The organism is Streptomyces sp. CA-251387 (assembly GCF_050936625.1).
In the GTDB taxonomy this organism is placed as follows: Bacteria; Actinomycetota; Actinomycetes; order Streptomycetales; family Streptomycetaceae; genus Streptomyces.
The window spans coordinates 5,261,322-5,279,066 of sequence record NZ_JBNJMJ010000001.1 but is presented as its reverse complement, the minus strand read 5'-3'; the positions used below and the strand labels follow the sequence as shown (position 1 = coordinate 5,279,066).

Annotated in this window: 16 protein-coding genes and 1 pseudogene; 7 read left to right on the top strand and 10 right to left on the bottom strand. The window is 71.0% G+C overall.

Annotated features, from left to right (window positions below; translation table 11 throughout):
• Window positions 1–27 precede the first annotated feature (27 nt).
• From ACQEV2_RS23600 to ACQEV2_RS23580, 5 genes are all read right to left on the bottom strand, one after another.
• Complete coding sequence (locus ACQEV2_RS23600) at window positions 28–174, bottom strand: hypothetical protein (protein WP_433044886.1); 147 nt, start codon at window positions 172–174, stop codon at window positions 28–30.
• A gap of 53 nt (window positions 175–227) precedes the next feature.
• A complete protein-coding gene (locus ACQEV2_RS23595) occupies window positions 228–1,112 on the bottom strand; it encodes an ATP-grasp domain-containing protein (protein WP_433044883.1) in 885 nt (294 codons plus the stop codon).
• 77 nt (window positions 1,113–1,189) lie between these two features.
• Window positions 1,190–1,717 carry a hypothetical protein gene (locus tag ACQEV2_RS23590; RefSeq protein ID WP_433044880.1) on the bottom strand — a complete coding sequence of 176 codons (528 nt, stop codon included), beginning with the start codon at window positions 1,715–1,717 and terminating at the stop codon, window positions 1,190–1,192.
• A 294-nt stretch (window positions 1,718–2,011) separates the two neighbouring features.
• The gene (locus ACQEV2_RS23585; RefSeq protein ID WP_433044877.1) at window positions 2,012–2,830 is read right to left on the bottom strand and encodes an SDR family NAD(P)-dependent oxidoreductase; all 819 of its coding nucleotides are present in this window, start codon (window positions 2,828–2,830) and stop codon (window positions 2,012–2,014) included.
• Window positions 2,831–3,025: 195 nt separating this feature from the next.
• Window positions 3,026–3,991, bottom strand: a complete 966-nt coding sequence (locus tag ACQEV2_RS23580) for a LysR family transcriptional regulator (RefSeq protein WP_433044874.1) — start codon at window positions 3,989–3,991, stop codon at window positions 3,026–3,028.
• A gap of 144 nt (window positions 3,992–4,135) precedes the next feature.
• Between ACQEV2_RS23580 and ACQEV2_RS23575 the strand changes: the two genes are divergently transcribed.
• Window positions 4,136–5,284, top strand: a complete 1,149-nt coding sequence (locus ACQEV2_RS23575) for a M6 family metalloprotease domain-containing protein (RefSeq protein ID WP_433044871.1) — start codon at window positions 4,136–4,138, stop codon at window positions 5,282–5,284.
• Window positions 5,285–5,348: 64 nt separating this feature from the next.
• Here the strand turns inward: ACQEV2_RS23575 and ACQEV2_RS23570 are convergent, their stop codons facing one another.
• The 5 genes from ACQEV2_RS23570 to ACQEV2_RS23550 are packed head-to-tail and all read right to left on the bottom strand — an operon-like array spanning window position 5,349 to window position 11,029.
• The gene (locus tag ACQEV2_RS23570; protein ID WP_433044868.1) at window positions 5,349–6,329 is read right to left on the bottom strand and encodes an ABC transporter ATP-binding protein; all 981 of its coding nucleotides are present in this window, start codon (window positions 6,327–6,329) and stop codon (window positions 5,349–5,351) included.
• Window positions 6,326–7,354, bottom strand: a complete 1,029-nt coding sequence (locus tag ACQEV2_RS23565) for an ABC transporter ATP-binding protein (protein WP_433044865.1) — start codon at window positions 7,352–7,354, stop codon at window positions 6,326–6,328. The genes ACQEV2_RS23570 and ACQEV2_RS23565 overlap by 4 nt, the downstream gene beginning before the upstream one ends.
• Window positions 7,354–8,340 (bottom strand): ABC transporter permease, encoded by a 987-nt coding sequence (locus tag ACQEV2_RS23560; protein WP_433044861.1) that lies wholly within the window; start codon window positions 8,338–8,340, stop codon window positions 7,354–7,356. The genes ACQEV2_RS23565 and ACQEV2_RS23560 overlap by 1 nt, the downstream gene beginning before the upstream one ends.
• Window positions 8,337–9,281 carry an ABC transporter permease gene (locus ACQEV2_RS23555; RefSeq protein ID WP_433044858.1) on the bottom strand — a complete coding sequence of 315 codons (945 nt, stop codon included), beginning with the start codon at window positions 9,279–9,281 and terminating at the stop codon, window positions 8,337–8,339. Before ACQEV2_RS23555 ends, ACQEV2_RS23560 begins: the two co-directional genes overlap by 4 nt.
• A gap of 11 nt (window positions 9,282–9,292) precedes the next feature.
• Entirely contained in the window at window positions 9,293–11,029 is a 1,737-nt protein-coding gene (locus tag ACQEV2_RS23550; protein WP_433044855.1) for an ABC transporter substrate-binding protein, read from the bottom strand.
• A 209-nt stretch (window positions 11,030–11,238) separates the two neighbouring features.
• On the opposite strand from ACQEV2_RS23550, the gene ACQEV2_RS23545 reads away from it, so the two are divergent.
• The 6 genes and pseudogenes from ACQEV2_RS23545 to ACQEV2_RS23520 all read left to right on the top strand — a co-directional run bounded on the left by ACQEV2_RS23545 (window position 11,239) and on the right by ACQEV2_RS23520 (window position 17,741).
• The gene (locus ACQEV2_RS23545) at window positions 11,239–12,387 is read left to right on the top strand and encodes an NAD(P)/FAD-dependent oxidoreductase (RefSeq protein ID WP_433044852.1); all 1,149 of its coding nucleotides are present in this window, start codon (window positions 11,239–11,241) and stop codon (window positions 12,385–12,387) included.
• Window positions 12,388–12,476: 89 nt separating this feature from the next.
• Window positions 12,477–12,791, top strand: a complete 315-nt coding sequence (locus ACQEV2_RS23540) for a (2Fe-2S)-binding protein (RefSeq protein ID WP_433044849.1) — start codon at window positions 12,477–12,479, stop codon at window positions 12,789–12,791.
• Window positions 12,772–14,274 (top strand): FAD-dependent oxidoreductase, encoded by a 1,503-nt coding sequence (locus ACQEV2_RS23535; RefSeq protein ID WP_433044846.1) that lies wholly within the window; start codon window positions 12,772–12,774, stop codon window positions 14,272–14,274. The genes ACQEV2_RS23540 and ACQEV2_RS23535 overlap by 20 nt, the downstream gene beginning before the upstream one ends.
• A gap of 154 nt (window positions 14,275–14,428) precedes the next feature.
• Complete coding sequence (locus tag ACQEV2_RS23530; RefSeq protein WP_433044843.1) at window positions 14,429–15,337, top strand: dihydrodipicolinate synthase family protein; 909 nt, start codon at window positions 14,429–14,431, stop codon at window positions 15,335–15,337.
• Between the two features lie 19 nt (window positions 15,338–15,356).
• Window positions 15,357–16,361: a proline racemase family protein gene (locus tag ACQEV2_RS23525; RefSeq protein ID WP_433044840.1), complete on the top strand. Its 1,005-nt coding sequence runs from the start codon at window positions 15,357–15,359 to the stop codon at window positions 16,359–16,361.
• Window positions 16,358–17,741, top strand: a pseudogene (locus ACQEV2_RS23520) (aldehyde dehydrogenase family protein). The gene ACQEV2_RS23525 and the pseudogene ACQEV2_RS23520 overlap by 4 nt, the downstream one beginning before the upstream one ends.
• Window positions 17,742–17,745 lie beyond the last annotated feature (4 nt).

Below are 17,745 nucleotides of genomic sequence, written 5' to 3'. Positions count from 1 at the left end.
TGCCGGCCCCGCCCCCCCCCCGTGTTCTCAGCTGTCCCTGTCCCACCTTCGCCGTACGGCGGTGAGGCGCTCGGCCACTTCGTCGGGCGAGGCACCGTCGACCACGACCTGGACGGCACGGCCACCGGAACCCGTCCCGGCGCCCAGGATGCGGACCTCATGGACATGCGCCATGTCGCGGATACCGTCCAGACCCGCGGCCGGCTCCGGAACGCCGTCGGGAAGCGTCAGCGTGGCGAGGGCCGCGAACCGTGCCGCGTCCGGCTTCCGCGGGGACCGCCCGGCCAGCGCCGACAGGATGTCCTCCCCGGATGCCGGCCGGTGGCGACCCTCATCAGGAGCCTGACCGGAGGGCCACCGGGCCGCGCCCGAGCCGAAGCGATCCGCGGACCGCTCTCGGTGAGCACGACGTGGGTGTGCGCGAGCCCGGACTCGTATCCGACCAGGTCGAGCAAGGAGCGCACGGTCGCCCGTACGCCGACCCGGTCCGCGTCGGACAGCGGCGCCGGATAGAACAGCTCGGCCCCGGCGGGCGCGGCGCTCCGCAGGGCGGTCATGCCGATCACTTCGTGCATGCCCTCACAGGTCAGCGTCTCCACACCGACCTCCGGCCCGACCAGGAACTCCTCGACGAGATACGGCCCCGCCTGCGCACCCGCGGTCCACTCGTCGAGGTCGGCCCGGTCCCGGACGACCGTGCCCCTCGTATCACCCCCCGCCTTGACGACCCATGGCAGCGGAAACCGCTCGGCCAGCACGCAGACCCCCTCCACGGACTCCACGGGCATGGCCCTGACCACCGAGACGCCGCTCTCATTGAGGATGCGCCGCATGGCCACCGGGTCACCGAGCCTGCGCAACGCCTCCGCGCGGCGCGGTGAGATGTCCCCCAGCGCACGCTCGACCACCCGATGAAGCGCCTCGGACCCGCCGAAGTACAGGATGTGCTCGATCCCGTGCGTGGACCCGCAGTCCACCAGCAGGGAGTGCAGTGCACCCACATCCTCGGTGGCGTTCTGCACCGACCAGACCTCAAGCCCCACCGCTGCCGCCGCGTCGGCCACCTCGGCCTCCGGCTCGACCAGCAGCACCCGCTGCGCCATCTCCCCCACTGCCCTCTCCTCCCGATCCTGGAGTCAAGGACACTGCCGCCTCGCCTTACCGATGGCTTCCCGGTCCGGTCCCGCGCTCAGCTGTCGACGACAGTGAGGTGGTACGTCGTGTCCACCCAGAAACCGCCGGTGGTGCGCGCCTTGATCTCGAGCACGTAGTGGCCGACGGGCAACGGATCGAACGCACACCAGAGCCCCCAGGCGATGCGCCGCCGCAGCGCCGCACGGAAGGGCTTCGAGGTGAACTCGTGCATCGGCAGAGGGGCTCCGTTCAGGAACGCCTTGGCCTCGGCGACCTCCATCACCATCGGCTCGCGAGAGGTCAGCGTCTGCGCCCGCTGCGTGTTGAACACGGGGAAGAAGACCGGCCGTCCGGAAGGCATCGAACAGCGCCGCACCACGCGACCACCGTAGGTACCGGCCAGGAACCAGACATCGTCGGGCTGACGCCAGCCCGCGAACTCCCCCGTCCGATCCCTGACCGGACTACGGTCGTCGGGCGCCGACAGCGCCCACTGCCACCAGCGGGCAGCCAGCTCACCCCCGCGCTCGGGCCCCAGCTCCTTGAAGCCGCCTCCGCCTCCGACCGACACGGACTCACTCACGACTCCCCCACCCCTCCACTCGCTCCACTCGCTCAGACGCGCGATCACGCCGGCGAGACCCTACAGGGCAGCCTCGAAGCCGCCGAGTTCGAGGCTCGACATCGGAGTGCTCCCCCACGACAGGACGACGGCGACGCGGACGCGACCGTCCCCACCGCTTTGAGGGGCCGTAGGACAGGTGAGCGCGTACCGCCCTTGGGCAACCCGCCGCTCCTCCACCGACGCTCGCCTCAAGCCCGGTTCGTGGACCGACGCGGTCCGGCGCGGGACCGAGTCCCGATCCAGCGGCGAGGATCAACCCTCGTTGTCGCGCGGGGTGATGTGGAAACCAAAGGGAACAGTCCCGGGATCCAGCGCAGTCACACCCCCGTCCACGGTGAGTACAGCTCCGTTGACGAAGGACGCAGCCGGCGACAGCAGCCAGGCGATGGCCTCGGCCACCTCACCAGGCTCGCCGGGGCGGCGTGCCGGCAGCAGCCGGGTGGCCTCCTCATATGCTCCGTCGACCCCGGCGGAGGCCAATCCGGCGTCCTCGGCGAACCGGGCCATGCGGCGGTCGGCCATCTCCGTGCGCACCCAACTGGGACAAACGGTGTTGGCCCGCAAACCCTGAGGCCCGTAGTCCACAGACAGCGACCGGCACAACTGCAACAGTGCCGCCTTGGACGTGGCGTAGGCAGCATTGCGCACCCCGTTGCGCAGGGCAGCGACCGAAGCGACCGCGACGACAGATCCCCGGGCCTGGAGCAGGTGAGGCAACGCCGCCCGCATCAGAAGGAAGGGGCCGGTGAGATTGGTACGCAGCACCAACTCCCAGTCCTCATCGGACAGCTCCCCGACACCCCCGCTGCGTCCCACTCCCGCATTGACGACCAACCCATCGAGTCGACCGAATCGCGCGACGGCAGTTTCCACGAGGTGGCGAACAGCGTCCGGGTCGGCGGTATCAGCCGGGCAGGCCAAGGCTCCGGTTTCCTCAGCGACGCGCTGCAAAGGCTCCGGTCGGCGCCCGGAGACGACAACGTCGTGCCCGGCCGCCCGAAGCAGCCGCGCGGTTGCCGCGCCGATCCCCGTTCCTCCACCGGTCACGACCACAACTCGCTGATCCGGCATGGGTGTTCAGCCTCCTGTCAACCATTGGATCGGGAGACGTGATCTTACGTGGCTGCAGGCCGGCGACCAGAGTCAGCGTGGCCAACGCGACTGCGTCAAGCCGAAGTTGAACACTGCACCTACGGCCAGACCCGATGCGCATCCCTTGCGCTCCCCTTCCTCGACGGCCACCCCGCAATATGAACTCCGCCGAGTTCACTCCGTCAGCAGCGCCTTCCCAGGATTCCGTTCCCGCCAGACCGCATACGCCGGAGTGGCGGCGCGGATCGCGTCGTAGCCCTCACCGAGCCGGCGCAGGATTTCGGGACCGTGCCCGGCGAGCGGGCCTTCGCGGTGCCAGGCCAGGATGTGGCGGTACCACAGCGGGTTGCCGGCGAGGGGGCGGACCACGACTCCTGGGACCTCGATGAAGGTCGCTTGGCAGAGGCTGACGGCCAGGCCCGCCCGGACGATCTCGATCAGCTGGCGGCCTTCGGCCTCGTACGGCGTGTGCGGGTGCCGGCCGGTCAGGGAGAAGACCGACGACCAGTACTCGCGGGTGCGGTCGCTGTCGGCGCGGGGTACGGCCCATTCCTCCTCCATGAGCCGGGCCAGATCCACCTCGTCCCGTGCCGTCAGCGGGTGGGTCGCGGGAAGCAGCGCGAACACCGGCTCGGTGACCAGCGGCCGCAGTGTCACCTCCGCCCGGGGCGCCAGTTCACAGCCGGGGCTGTCGCCGAGGACGGCTGCTTCCAAACGGTCGGCGGCGAGGTCGTCCAGCAGCGGCAGGGGGGAGTACTGGCAGCGCGTGGTGACGTCTGCCTCCGGCAGCACCTCACGCACGGCCAGGACCAGGTGCCCCAGCAGGGGTGCGCCCACCGAGGCGAGCCGGATGCGCGCGGGTGCGCTCCGGCGGCGGGCGGCGCGGGCGGTGTCGGCGATCAGTCCGTCGATGCCCGGCAGGATGGCGCGGGCCCGGCTGAGCACCAGTTCGCCCAGTGCGGTCGGTGCGACTCCGGCTTGCCGGCGTTCGAACAGCGTTCCGCCCAGAATCCTCTCGATGCGCCGCAATTGGGCGCTCACCCCCGGCTGGGTCATGCGCAAGGACGCAGCGGCACGGGTGAGGCTCCCGGACTCCGCGATCGCGCACACCACCCGCAGGTGCCGTACCTCCAGGTCCATGCGCGGATGTTATGGAGAGCTGCGAGCTTCCCGACAGGCCCGTGCAGTCACAGCCTTATGTCAAATGTCACATGTTCAACACCCGGAGGTCGTGACGCCATGAGGCGAAGATTCCTGTCGTCGACAACAGCCAGGCCGACGCTCATGTCGGCCTTGTTCGCCGCCCTGCTTCTGCTGTCGCTCGCCGCACCGCCCGCTCAAGCGGCCGACCCGGTGTCCTCGTGCAAGCTGTCCGGCACCACCGGCTGGACGGATGAAGGGCAGGACACGGACTACAACGTCTTCCAGCGCCCCACCGGGACCAAGAGAGTCATCATGCTCTTCGTGGACTTCCCGGACGCCGCCGCCACGGAGACGACGTCCAGCGACGCGGACCGGCTCACCCCTGCCGCCGACTGGATGTGGAACGCCTCGTACGGCAAGACCTGGCTGGCCATCACCCAGCACAACGCATGGCTGCGCATGCCGAAGAAGTCCACCGAGTACGGATTCGAGCGCGGGTTCTCGCACGAGACGCACGAGGCGTACATCAAGGACGCCGTGCACAAGGCCGATCCGAGTGTCGACTTCTCGCGGTACGACATGGTCTACGTCGTCGCCACCAAGAACGCCGAGGCCATCCCCTTCACCCCCACCTACGTCTACGCGCCCGGTACGGCGGGCGTCACCGCTGACCACGTGACCGTCAAGTGGGCGGTCACCTTCGGCCAGGACATCTGGAGCTGGGGCTACAAGATCGTGGCACATGAGACGGGCCACACCTTCGGTCTGCCGGACCTGTACGCCTTCGACACCGGCACCGACATGCACCGCCACGTGGGCGGCTGGGACGTCATGGGGAAGATCGGGGGCAAGGGACCGCAGTACTTCGCCTGGCACTCCTGGAAGCTCGGATGGACCCCTGACACACAGGTCGTCTGCCGGGCGACGGCAGGCAGCGACACCGTTTATCTCAGCGCCGTCGAGTACGGCAGCTACACCAAGATGGCCGTGATCAAGACGTCCCCCACCACCGCGTACGTCGTCGAATCACGGCGCGGGGTCCACGCCGACACCGACGTCTGCTCGACCGGTGCCCTGGTGTACAAGGTGGACACGTCCGTCAGCACGGGCAGTGGACCGATCCGCGTGATGGACGCCAACCCCAACGCCACGCCGAGCAGCGGCTGCCACCCGTTGGACGATGCGCCGTACTGGGTGGGGCAGTCGTTCACCGACCGCGCTGCCGGTGTGAAGATCGAGGTCACGGCCGCCGACGGCTACGGGGAGACCGTCCGCATCACCAAGTCGTGAGGCACGCAACGACACGACACCTGGCCGGGTCCTGGATCCCCCGTGGATCCAGGACCCGGCCAGGTCAGGCGGCCTCCGGGAAGTGGCAGGCCACCTGCCGCGCCTCGCCCGGTGTGGTGATCCGCAGCGGCGGGGCCTCGGTCCGGCAGAGCTGCTGGGCCTTGGGGCAGCGGGGGTGGAAGGTGCAGCCGGGCGGGGGTGACGTCGGGCTCGGCGGGTCGCCCAGGAGGGTGATGCGCTCGCGTGTGCGCTCGGCGGCGGGATCGGGCAGCGGTACCGCGGAGAGCAGTGCCCGGGTGTAGGGGTGAGCGGGGGCCGCGTACACCCGTTCCTTCGGCCCGATTTCGACGATGCGGCCCAGGTACATCACGGCGACCCGGTCGCAGGCCCGCTTCACCACCGACAGATCGTGGGCGATGAAGACATAGGCGAGCGACAGCTCTCGTTGCAGCCGCTGCATCAGATTGACGATCTGGGCCTGTACGGAGACGTCGAGGGCCGAGACCGGTTCGTCGGCGACGATCAGGCGGGGGCCGGTGGCAAGTGCGCGGGCGATGCCGATGCGCTGGGCCTGCCCGCCGGAGAACTCGTGCGGGAAGCGGTCGATGTGCTCGGGTATGAGCCCGACAAGCTCCATCAGCTCCGCGGCCCGCTTGCGGGCGTCGGCGGCCGGGCTGCCCTGCACCAGGAGTGGTTCGGAGATGATCCGGGCCACGGTCTGGCGCGGGTTGAGCGAGGAGTGCGGGTCCTGGAAGACCATCTGGAGGTGGCGGCGCAGCGGTCTGAGCTCTCGCCGGCCGAGGTGGCTGATGTCCCGGCCGTCGTAGGTGATGGACCCGGTCGTGGGTTCCAGCAGCCGGACGATCATGCGGCCGGTGGTGGACTTGCCGCAGCCGGACTCCCCGACCAGGCCGAGGGTCTCCCCCGCGGCCACCTCGAAGCTGATGTTGTCGACGGCCCGCACCGGGGCAGCGCGTCGTCGGCGGCCGGGGAAGGTCATCGACACGTTCCGTATGGAGAGCAGGGCCTGAGGGCTGGTGGTCATGGGGTGCCTCCGCGGGGCTCGTTGTCGATGGTGGCCCGTCGCAGGGGCAGATGGCAGGCCACCGCGTGTCCGCCCTCGGTGGTGAGCCGGGGTCTGACCTGCTCGCAGTGCCCGCGTGCGTCCGCCGAGGCGGCTGCCGCACGGGAGCAGCGCGGTGCGAAGGCGCATCCCGCCGCGGGGGTGAGGAGGGAGGGCGGGCTGCCGGGGATCGCCCGCAGCGGTTCGTCGTCGCTGTCGTCGAGGCGGGGCAGGGAATCGAGCAGGCCGCGGGTGTAGGGGTGCGCCGGAGCCGCGAACAGGTCGTCCACCGGGGCCTGTTCGGCCGCTCGTCCGCCGTACATCACCAGCACCTCGTGGGCGATGCGGGCGACCACACCGAGGTCGTGCGTGATCATGATGACGGCGAGGCCCCGTTCGGCCTGGAGACCGGCGATGAGGTCCAGGATCTGCGCCTGAACGGTGACATCGAGCGCGGTGGTCGGTTCGTCGGCGATGAGCAGTTCGGGCTCGCAGGCGAGGGCCATGGCGATCATCACGCGCTGCCGCATGCCGCCGGAGAACTGGTGCGGGTACTCGCCGGCCCGGCGGGCGGGTTCCGGGATGCCGACCTCGCCGAGCATGTCGACGGCGCGTCTGCGGGCCGCGGAGCGGCTAGAACCGAAGTGGACGCGGTGGTGTTCGGCGATCTGCTCGCCGACCGTGTAGTACGGGTGGAGGCTGGAGAGCGGGTCCTGGAAGATCATCGCCATCCGGCGTCCGCGCAGCCTGCCCAGCTCGCGCTCGGTGAGCCCGATCAGCTGTTGTCCGTCGAGCCTGATGGATCCGCTGACCTCGGCGCCCCGGTGCAGGCCCATGACGGCGAGGGAGGTGACGGACTTGCCGGAGCCGGACTCGCCGACGATGCCGAGGGTCTGTCCGCCGCGCACGGAGAAGCCGAGCGAGTCGACGGCCCGCACCGGGCCGCGTGCGGTGCGGAAGGTGACCGTCAAGTCCGCTACGTCCAGGAGTGGTTGTGGACCGGCCATCAGAACCTCACTCGCGGGTCGACGACGGCGTACAGCAGGTCGACGGCCAGGTTGGCGACGACGATGAAGGTGGCGGCCAGGAGAGTGACGCCCAGGATGACCGGCTGGTCGCCGGTGGAGAGCGCGCCGTAGAAGAGCCGGCCGATGCCGGGCAGTCCGAAGATGGACTCGGTGATGACCGCGCCCGCGAGCAGCCCGCCCAGGTCCATGCCGAAGATGGTGAGGATCGGGGTCATGCCCGCCCGCAGGCCATGTTTGACGACGACGGTGCGGCGCGGCAGGCCCTTGGCGCGGGCGGTGCGGATGTACGGCTCCGCCATGGTCTCGATCATCGAACTGCGGCTCTGGCGCGCGTACATGGCGGCGTAGAGCACGGCCAGCGCGAGCCAGGGCAGCAGCAGGTTGGACGCCCAGCGGGCGGGGTCGTCACCGAAGGGCCTGTACTGCGGGTACGGGAGCAGGCCCGCGACCCGGATCAGGCCGTAGATCAGCATCATCGAGGTGAAGTAGACCGGCAGCGAGGCCGCGGCGACGGCGCCGACCATCAGGACGCGGTCGGTGAGGGTGTCCTTGCGCAGGGCCGCGGTGACTCCGGCGGTCAGGCCGAGCAGCAGCCAGAGCACGGCGGCGCCCACGGCGAGCGAGGCCGAGACCGGCAGACGGTCCATCAGCAGGTCCCATACGGCCTCGCTGTTCTCGTACGAGTAGCCGAAGCAGGGGAAGTCGCAGTGCAGGGCGTACTGCCCGCTGCCCATGGTGCGGCCGGCGAAGATGCCGGTGAGGAAGCCGGCGAACTGCCGCCACAGGGGCTGGTCGAGCCCCATGTGGGTGCGGATCGCCGCCAGGCGTTCAGTGCTGCAGGACTTGCCGCACGCCGCCGCGGCGGGGTCGGAGGGCAGGACGTAGAAGATGGTGAAGGTGACGGCGGCGATGGCGATCAGGACGCCGACGACGCCGAGCAGCCTGCGGCCGATGTAGAGGGTCATGTGCGGCTTCCTCTCGGGTCGAGGATGTCGCGCAGCGCGTCGCCGAGCAGCGTGAACGCGAGCACCGTGAGGAAGAGGCAGGTGCTGGGGATGACGAAGTACATGGGGTCCGTGTCGTAGAAGGCGACGCTCTCCGCGATCATCTGGCCCCAGGAGGGGGTGGGCGGCCGGACGCCGACGCCGAGATAGCTCAGCGCCGCCTCGGTGGCGATCATCCCGGGGATGATCAGGGTGGTGTAGGCGATGACCGGCCCGGAGACACCGGGGAGGATGTCACGGGTGAGGATCCGCCAGGGGCCGGAACCGCCGACGCGCGCGGCGTCGACGTACTCGCGGTGCTTGAGCGAGAGGGTCTGGCCGCGGACCACGCGGGCGACACCGGGCCAGCCGAACACACCGATGACGACGGTCATCAGCAGGATCCGGTTGACGTCCTTCGCCACCGACATCATCGCGATCATGAAGATGAGGGAAGGGAAGGACATGGTGAGGTCCATCAGCCGGGAGAGCACGGTGTCGGTGCGGCCGCCGAAGTAGCCGGCCGCGATGCCCGCCGCTGTGCCGGCGATGACGACGATCGCGGTGGCGGCGAAGGCGATGAGCAGCGAGACCTGGGCACCGTGCACGACGCGGGCGAACAGGTCGCGGCCGGTGACCGGTTCGACGCCCAGCCAGTGGTCGGCGGAGATGCCGCCGAGCGGACCGATCGGCTGACCGCCGAGGTACGGGTCGACGGCGGACTTGTCGAACTCCGCGGGTGACCACCCGCCGAGCGCGCTGAGCACGGGGGCGCCCGCCGCCATGAGGACGAAGACCGCGACGACGGCGAGGGAGATCTTCACCGAGATGCGGCGGCGCAGCTCCCTGCGGGCGAGCTGCCAGGGGCTGGTGCCCGCAGGGGCGGCGGGGGCCGCCGGGGCGGAGGCGTTGAGGGAGGTCATGGTGCGGGGCCTCAGCTCTTGCTCTTGGCCGGGTCCTTGAGCCCGACCGTGGCGTAGTCGAGCTGCCCGCCGAAGGACGTCTGGCCGTAGGCGCCGGCGATGTTGGTGCCCAGCACCAGCGGCCACCGTCGCATCAGCACCGGGACGGCGGGGGCCTGCCGGAGTATCTCGCCGTCGAGCTGCTGCCATGCCTTGTCCGCCCGCTTGACGTCGGTCATCGTGGCGATCTCGTCCATCCGCTTCATGGTCGCCTTGTCGCGGAAGAGGGAGTGGTTGCCGGAGTTGCCCTTCTCCTTGATGTAGCGGCCGTCGAAGACGAACGGCAGGAAGGTGGAGCCGGAGGGGTAGTCGGGGCACCAGCCCGTGTAGACCATGTCGGTGCGGTTCGTGGTGTCGCCGATGGTGGCGTAGAACGCGGACGGGTCGACGGTCTCGATGGTGACCTTGATACCGACCCGGCCGAGGGCCTGCTGGATCGCCTCGGCCCGTCCCTTGTCCCCGGTCGACACGGTGATCTTGGTGGAGAAGCCGTTCGGCTTTCCCGCCTCGTGCAGCAGCTGCCTGGCCTTCTCGGCATCGCCCGTGGCGGGGATCTTCAGGGTGTCGGGCTGCTTGCCGTCGAAGAGGGAGGCGGGCATGTAGGCAGTGGACACGTCATTGAAGGCGGGGCCTCCGGACGCGGTGAGGACGGTCTCCTTGTCCAGGGCGTACTGCACGGCCTGGCGGACCTTGACGTTGTCGAACGGGGCCCGGCCGGTGTGCATCTGCACCATGTCGGTGCAGTTGGTGGACTCGGCGATCATCCGCTTCTTCACCTCGGCGCTGGGCAGCACCTTCGCCGCGCTCTCGGGTCGCAGCGCGTACCAGGAGACGGCGGAGGCGTCGGCACCCTGGCTGGCGATCATCCGGTCGTCGATCTGGTTCTGCTTCAGGCCCATGACCACGACCAGCTTGTCGGGGTGGGCCTTGCGCACCTGGTCGGCCTTCGGATCCCAGTGGGTGTTGCGGACCAGGACGAGCCTCTTGCCGCGCGCGTACGACTCGATCTTGTAAGGGCCGGAGGAGAACGGCCGGTTGTCGTACCGCGGCCCGTTGTCCTCGGCCTTCGGTACGGGCGCGAAGGTCGGCATGACGGTGGCGTTGGGGAACTCGGCGAAAGGCCTGCGCAGTTCGAAGACGATGGTGTGGTCGTCCGGGGTTTTGATCGAGTCGAGGTGCTCACCGCGCGCGGGGCCCTCGTAGCCCTCGGCGCCGGCCAGATAGCGGGCGGCGTAGTCGGCGCCGCCGGGGAGGTCGGGCGAGAAGGAGCGCTCGACGTTGTACTTGATGTCCTGGGCGGTGACCGGTGTGCCGTCCTCGTACTTGATCCCCTTCTTGAGCCTGAAGGTCCATGTCTTGGCGCCGTTGGAGGGGGTGCCGAGGTCGGTGGCGAGGTCGGGCACCAGGTCGCCGCCCCCCGTGCCGGGGGACGCCTTGTAGGTCACCAGGGTGCGGTAGAGCAGCCGGGTCCCGAACAGCATGTCGCTCATGACCCAGTTGCGGGCCGGGTCGAGGTGGGTGAAGTCCTGTTGGGACAGGACCGTCAGGGTGCCGCCCCTCTTCGGGGTGCCGCCGATGACCTGGCCTTCGAGTGCGGCGGCGGGGTTCTTGCCGGAACCCGGCCGCGACTGCTGGCCGCCGGAACATCCGGCCGCTCCGAGTGCGAGGCTCGCGACGAGCGCGACGGCGGTGCTACTGCGCATCTTCATGGGTGTCTCCGTGCGGGGTCGGACAGCCGGAAGCGACTTAAAATGTGACCGGTAAAATAGTAATGTGAAATTGTACTGCGCAAGGCGTCTGCAGGTGCGTTACCGACCTGTGTCCGGGGACGACCGATGAAGGGCCCCAGTGGAGCGGCATCACGGCCGGTCGCGATGAGAGCCTGGCGCGGCGCAGTGCAATGTGAAATATTACAGCCGTGCCCACGAGAAACTCCCCGGATCTCATCGTCGTCGGGGCGGGAGTGGTCGGCGCGGCCTGCGCCTACTACGCCGCCGGCTGCGGCCTCTCCGTCACCGTGATCGACCGTGGCCCCGTCGCGGGCGGGACCACGGGGGCCGGCGAGGGCAATCTCCTGCTCTCCGACAAGGAACCGGGCCCCGAGCTCGAACTGGCCCTGCTTTCCACGCAGTTGTGGCAGAAGCTGGCCGACCAACTCCCACCCCGGATCGAGTACGAGGCGAAGGGCGGCCTGGTCGTCGCCTCGGACGCGGCGCGCATGCAGGCCCTTCGCACCTTCGCCACGGCACAGGGCCTGGCCGGCGTCAGCGCGCACGAGGTCCCGGCCGACCGGTTGCACGACCTGGAGCCGCACCTCGCCCCGGGCCTGGCGGGCGGCTTCCGCTATCCCCAGGACGCCCAGGTCCAGCCCGCCCTGGCCGCCGCCCATCTGCTCCGCGCCTCGGGAGCACGCCTACGGCTCGGCGAGGAGGTCACCGGCATCCTCACCGGCTCGCACGGTGAGGTGCGCGGTGTACGGACCACCGCCGCCGACCTCCACGCCCCGTATGTGGTGAACGCGGCCGGGGTGTGGGGCGGTGAACTGGCCCGGCTCGCCGGGGTGGACCTGCCCGTCCTCCCCCGCCGTGGCTTCGTCCTGGTCACCGAGCCGCTGCCCCGCGTGGTGCGCCACAAGGTGTACGCGGCGGACTACGTCGCCGACGTGGCGAGCGACTCGGCGGCGCTCCAGACCTCGCCCGTGGTCGAGGGCACCCCGTCGGGCCCGGTGCTGATCGGCGCCAGCCGTGAGCGGGTCGGCTTCGACCGCACCCTGTCGACCCGGGCGCTCCGGCGCCTGGCCGCCCAGGCCACGGCGCTGTTCCCGGTGCTGGCCCGGGTGCGGGCGATCCGCACATACGCGGGGTTCCGGCCGTATCTGCCGGACCACCTCCCGGCGATCGGCCCCGATCCCCAGGTGCCCGGACTGCTGCACGCCTGCGGCCACGAGGGCGCGGGCATCGGGCTCGCCCCGGCCACGGGGCTGCTGATCGCCAGGCTGCTGACGGGCTCCGAACCGCCCCTGGACATGGCGCCGTTCGCCCCCGACCGCTTCCTGTCCACGGCTTGACCGGCATCCGGTCGACGACTGCGTCCGCATTCCACGTCCGCATTCCACGTCCGTATTACACGTCCGCATTCCACGAGAGGAGACAGGCAGTGGCCCGTACCCCCGCCGAACTGGTCGGAGCGCAGCCCGCTCCGCCGTTCGCGATCACTTTCGACGGCCGTAAGGTGACCGCCCTGCCCGGGCAGTCCATCGCCGCCGCGCTGTGGGGTGCCGGCGTTCTGGCCTGGCGCACCACGCGCCTCGGCGGCCATCCGCGCGGCGCCTTCTGCGGCATCGGGCAGTGCCACGACTGCCTGGCGACCGTGAACGGGCAACCCAACAAAAGGGCCTGCCTGGTCCCCGCCCGCCCCGGCGACGTGATCAACACCCAGGAGGGCAACGGCCATGCCGGGCTCGGTGTCTGACCCGTCCGTCGGCTGTGACGTCGCGGTGATCGGTGCCGGCTGCGCCGGTCTCGCGGGTGCGGTCACCGCGTCCCGCCTCGGTCTGTCGGTCACTCTGCTGGATTCGTCCGAGCAGGTCGGCGGGCAGTTCTACCGGCATCCGCCCCCGGGCCTCGGAGTCGCGCGGCCGGAGGCCCTGCACCACGACTGGCCTTCCTTCGCTCAGCTGCGGGAGCGCCGGCAGGCCGGCGGCATCGACCACCGGAGCGGGCACCACGTCTGGACGGTGACCCGCGACAGCGACGGGCTGCTGACGACGCACGCCCTCGCCGAAGCCGACGGCGCCGAACCGCGCCCGGTCCCCGTCCGGGCACGAGCTGTGCTGCTGGCGACCGGCGCGTACGAGCGGCAGCTGCCCTTCCCCGGGTGGACCCTGCCCGGCGTCGTGGGGGCCGGAGGCGCCCAGGCCATGCTCAAGTCCGGCCTGGTGCTGCCCGGTAGACGGGTCGTCGTCGCGGGCAGCGGACCACTGCTGCTCGCGGTCGCCGCCTCCCTCGCCTCGGCCGGGGCGCGGGTGCCGGCCGTGGTCGAGGCTTCCGGCTATCTCGGGTACGCCCGCCACTGGCGGGCCCTCACCGCCAACCCGGGCAAGGTCGCCGAGGCGCTGACCTACGGCTCGGCGCTGCTGCGTCACCGGGTGCTGCTCCGTCCGCGCAGTGCAGTGACCCGGGTGCACGGCACCGACCGGGTGGAGGCGGTGACCGTCGCCCGCCTCGACCGCGACTGGCGGCCCGTCCCGGGGACCGGCCGCCGGATCGCCTGCGACGCCCTCGCCGTGGGACACGGGCTGGTGCCGCAGATCGAACTGGCGACGGGACTCGGCTGTGCGACCCGCACGGCACCCGACGGGACGCGCGCCCTCGCCCTGGACGTCTCCCAGGAATCCTCGGTGCCCGGTATCTGGGCGGCCGGCGAGACCGGTGGGATCGGCGGCGCGCAACTCGCGCGAGTCGAAGGCGAGTTGGCGGGCATCGCGGTGGCGGCGCGGCTGCGCGGCCGGCCCGCGCTTCTCGTTAGCACGCACGCCCGGAAGCTTCGGCAGCGCCGCGACCGGCTGCGCGTCTTCGCCGACGCCATGGCCGCCGCCCACATGCCCGGCCCCGGCTGGACGGACTGGCTCGACGGCGACACCGAAGTCTGCCGCTGCGAGGAGGTGACCGCGAGCCGCGTCCGTGAGGCGGTCGGCGGCTACGGCGCCCGCGACGCGCGCACCGTCAAGCTGCTCACCAGGGCGGGCATGGGCTGGTGCCAGGGCCGCGTCTGCGGTACGGCCGTGGCGTGCCTCGCGGCGGGCGCGAACGGCCCGGCAATGGCTCCGTCCGCTGAGCGCCGTCCGCTCGCCGTGCCCGTACCGCTCGGCGTGCTGGGCTCGCTCGACGAGCCCGAGGCATCCACCGGCGAATCGGACAGCGCATACGAAGGCGCCGGCGGGCAGGCTTCGTAGGAAGCAGCCGACCCGGGCGGACAACGGCAGGAGCTCTTCCCTCAAAGAGGCCGACTGGCTCCCGTCAAAGAGGCGAACAGACCCCCGTCAAACAGGCCGACTGGCCCCCGTCCAGCCTTCAATGAAATGTCACACATCACAGAAAGGGAACGGCATGACCGCCACCACCTGGAACAGCGACCGCCCCTGGCGCGGCATCATGGTCGCCACCGCACTGCCCCTGCGTGAGGACCTCTCGGTCGACTACGACGCCTACGCCGAACACGTCCGCTGGCTCGTGGACAACGGCTGCGACGGGGTCGTGCCGAACGGCTCTCTGGGCGAGTACCAGACCCTCACCGCCGACGAGCGTGCCCGCGTGGTGCGCACGGCCGTCGAGGCGGCGGGTGACGCCGCACGGGTGATGCCCGGCGTCTCCGCGTACGGCAGCGGCGAGGCCCTGCGCTGGGCGGAGCAGGCCGGTGAGGCGGGCTGCGGCTCCGTACTGCTGCTTCCGCCGAACGCCTACCGCGCCGACCCGTCCGCCGTGCACGCCCACTACGCCGAGGTGGCGAAGGCCGGCGTGCCCGTCGTCGCGTACAACAACCCGATCGACACCAAGGTCGACCTGACCCCGGCGCTGCTCGCCGAGCTGCACACCGAGGGCCATGTGGTCGCGGTCAAGGAGTTCACCGGCGATGTGCGCAGGGCGTACGAGATCGCCGAACTCGCCCCGGAGCTCGATCTGCTGATCGGCGCGGACGACGTTCTCCTGGAACTCGCCGTCGCCGGTGCGGTCGGCTGGATCGCCGGATACCCGAACGCCTTCCCTGCCGGCTGCGCCGAGCTGTACCACGCGGCCGTCGACGGGGACCTCCAGAAGGCGCTGCCCCTCTACCGGTCGCTGCACCCGCTGCTGCGCTGGGACTCCAAGACCGAGTTCGTGCAGTCCATCAAGCTCTCCATGGACATCGTCGGCCGCCGCGGCGGCCCCTCCCGCCCGCCACGCCTGCCGCTCACCGGTGGGATCGAGGCCGCGGTGCGGGCCGCGACCGAGAAAGCCGTCGCCGACGGTCACCGCTGACCGCGAGAAGGAGCTTTCCGTGCGCACTCGTCATGTCTTCCATGCCGTCGACTCGCACACCGAGGGCATGCCCACCCGCGTCATCACGGGTGGTGTCGGGGTCATCCCCGGCGCCACCATGGCCGAGCGACGGCTGCACTTCATCGAGCACATGGACCACCTCCGCACGCTGCTGATGTGCGAGCCGCGTGGCCACGGCGCCATGAGCGGGGCGGTCCTCCAGCCGCCGACGCGGCCCGACGCCGACCACGGGGTGCTCTTCATCGAGGTCTCCGGCTGTCTGCCGATGTGCGGGCACGGCACCATCGGCGTGGCCACCGTCCTTGTCGAGACGGGGATGGTGCCGGTCGTCGAGCCCGTCACCACGGTCCGCCTCGACACGCCGGCGGGCCTGGTCACCGTCGACGTCCAGGTCGAGGACGGTGCGGCGAAGGCCGTCACGCTCACCAACGTGCCCGCATTCTGCGCAGGACTCGACCGCAAGGTGCAGGTGCCCGGGTACGGGACGGTGACCTACGACCTCGCCTTCGGCGGGAACTTCTACGCCTTCGTCGAACTCGGCGCGCTCGGCCTGCCGTTCGACCGCTCCCGCAAGGCCGACCTCCTCGCCGCGGGGCTCGCCATCATGGACGCGATCAACGCCTCACCCGGTCGGCCCGTCCACCCGGACCGTGTGGAATTCGGCGGCGTCAAGCACGTCTATCTGGCCGCCCCGGGCTCGAACGCGCGCCACTCGCGCCACGCCATGGCCATTCATCCCGGCTGGTTCGACCGCTCACCGTGCGGCACCGGCACCTCCGCCCGGATGGCTCAGCTGTACGCCCGCCGCGAGCTGCCCCTGGGCCGCGACTTCGTCAACGAGTCGTTCATCGGTACCCGGTTCACGGGCCGCCTGATCGGCAAGACGGAGGTCGGCGGGGTGCCGGCCGTGGTCCCGACCGTCACCGGCCGCGCCTGGGTCACCGGCACCGCACAGTACTTCCTCGACCCGGACGACCCCTTCCCAGGAGGTTTCCTGCTGTGACCACAGCCCCGTCCCTCCTCGTCTCGCACAATCCGGCGGACCCCTCCGACGTCGTCGCCGAGGTCCCGGCGCTCGGAGCCTTCGCCACGGCCGACGCGGTCGAGCGGGCCCGCACAGCCCAGCGCGGCTGGCTCCGCGCCGGATCGACCGCCCGCGCGACCGCGCTCGGCACCATCGCCGCCGAAGTCGAGGCAGCGGCCGAGGAACTGGCCGCGCTCGCCGTCCGGGAGGTGGGCAAGCCGCTCGCCGAGGCACGGGCCGAAGTGGCTCGCACCGCGGCGATCTGGCGCTACTACGCCCAGGCCCCCTACGAGCCCACCGGGGCCGTACACGAAACGGCGGGCGGACCAGGGCTGTTGCTGACCCGGCGCCGCCCGCACGGTGTCGCGGGGGCTCATCACGCCCTGGAACTTCCCCTACGCCATTCCGAGCTGGAAAGCGGCCCCGGCGCTGGCGGTCGGCAACGCGGCCGTGCTCAAACCCGCGCCCGAGGCCACCGCCTGCGCCCAGCGCCTGGCCGGGATCATCCAGCAGGCGCTCCCGGAGGGGGTGTTCACCGTGATCCCCGGAGGCGCTGTCGAAGGCAACGCGCTGGTCTCGACCGCCGACGTCGTCTCCTTCACCGGCTCCACCGCGGTCGGTGGTGCGGTGGTCCGCGCCGCCACCGGCCGGGGCGTTCCCGTCCAGGCCGAGATGGGCGGGCTCAACGCCGCCATCGTCCTGCCGGACGCGGACATCGGGCAGGCCGCCGCCCACATCGCCACCGCCATCGCCGGATACGCGGGGCAGAAGTGCACGGCCACCAGCCGGGTCATCGCGGTCGGCGGCGCTCTCGGCCCCCTGCGCGACGCCCTCGTCGAGGTGCTGCGCACCCTCCCGGTGGGCCATCCGGCCGACCCCGCCACCGTGTGCGGACCCCTGATCTCCGAGCAGGCCCGCTCCCGGGTGGAGGCGGCACGGGACGGCTCGCATGTCCTCACAGGCGGCGCCCGACCGGACCTCCCCGGCTGGTATGCGATGCCCACGCTGGTGGAGAACCTCCCCTCGGCCCATCCACTGCTGCAGGAGGAGGTCTTCGGCCCCGTCGCGGCCCTGCTGACCGCCTCCGATCCGGAGCAAGCCGTGCGCGTCGCGAACTCCGTACGCCACGGCCTCGTCACCTCGGTGCACACAGCCGACCTGGATGCGGCACTGCACGGGCTCGACCACCTGGACACCGGCATGATCCGCGTCAACGCACCGTCCACCGGGGTGGACTTCCATCTGCCTTTCGGCGGCGCGAAGGCATCCAGCCACGGCCCGCGCGAGCAGGGACGCGCCGCCCTGGACTTCTACGCCCTCTCCCGCACCTACACCCTGACACCTGCGCAGACAACGTGACATT

Coding starts and splice junctions, on each gene's coding strand:
- ACQEV2_RS23600 (WP_433044886.1), bottom strand. CDS start 174: ATGGCGCATGTCCATGAGGTCCGCATCCTGGGCGCCGGGACGGGTTCC.
- ACQEV2_RS23585 (WP_433044877.1), bottom strand. CDS start 2,830: ATGCCGGATCAGCGAGTTGTGGTCGTGACCGGTGGAGGAACGGGGATC.
- ACQEV2_RS23580 (WP_433044874.1), bottom strand. CDS start 3,991: ATGGACCTGGAGGTACGGCACCTGCGGGTGGTGTGCGCGATCGCGGAG.
- ACQEV2_RS23575 (WP_433044871.1), top strand. CDS start 4,136: ATGTCGGCCTTGTTCGCCGCCCTGCTTCTGCTGTCGCTCGCCGCACCG.
- ACQEV2_RS23570 (WP_433044868.1), bottom strand. CDS start 6,329: ATGACCACCAGCCCTCAGGCCCTGCTCTCCATACGGAACGTGTCGATG.
- ACQEV2_RS23565 (WP_433044865.1), bottom strand. CDS start 7,354: ATGGCCGGTCCACAACCACTCCTGGACGTAGCGGACTTGACGGTCACC.
- ACQEV2_RS23560 (WP_433044861.1), bottom strand. CDS start 8,340: ATGACCCTCTACATCGGCCGCAGGCTGCTCGGCGTCGTCGGCGTCCTG.
- ACQEV2_RS23555 (WP_433044858.1), bottom strand. CDS start 9,281: ATGACCTCCCTCAACGCCTCCGCCCCGGCGGCCCCCGCCGCCCCTGCG.
- ACQEV2_RS23550 (WP_433044855.1), bottom strand. CDS start 11,029: ATGAAGATGCGCAGTAGCACCGCCGTCGCGCTCGTCGCGAGCCTCGCA.
- ACQEV2_RS23535 (WP_433044846.1), top strand. CDS start 12,772: ATGCCGGGCTCGGTGTCTGACCCGTCCGTCGGCTGTGACGTCGCGGTG.
- ACQEV2_RS23530 (WP_433044843.1), top strand. CDS start 14,429: ATGACCGCCACCACCTGGAACAGCGACCGCCCCTGGCGCGGCATCATG.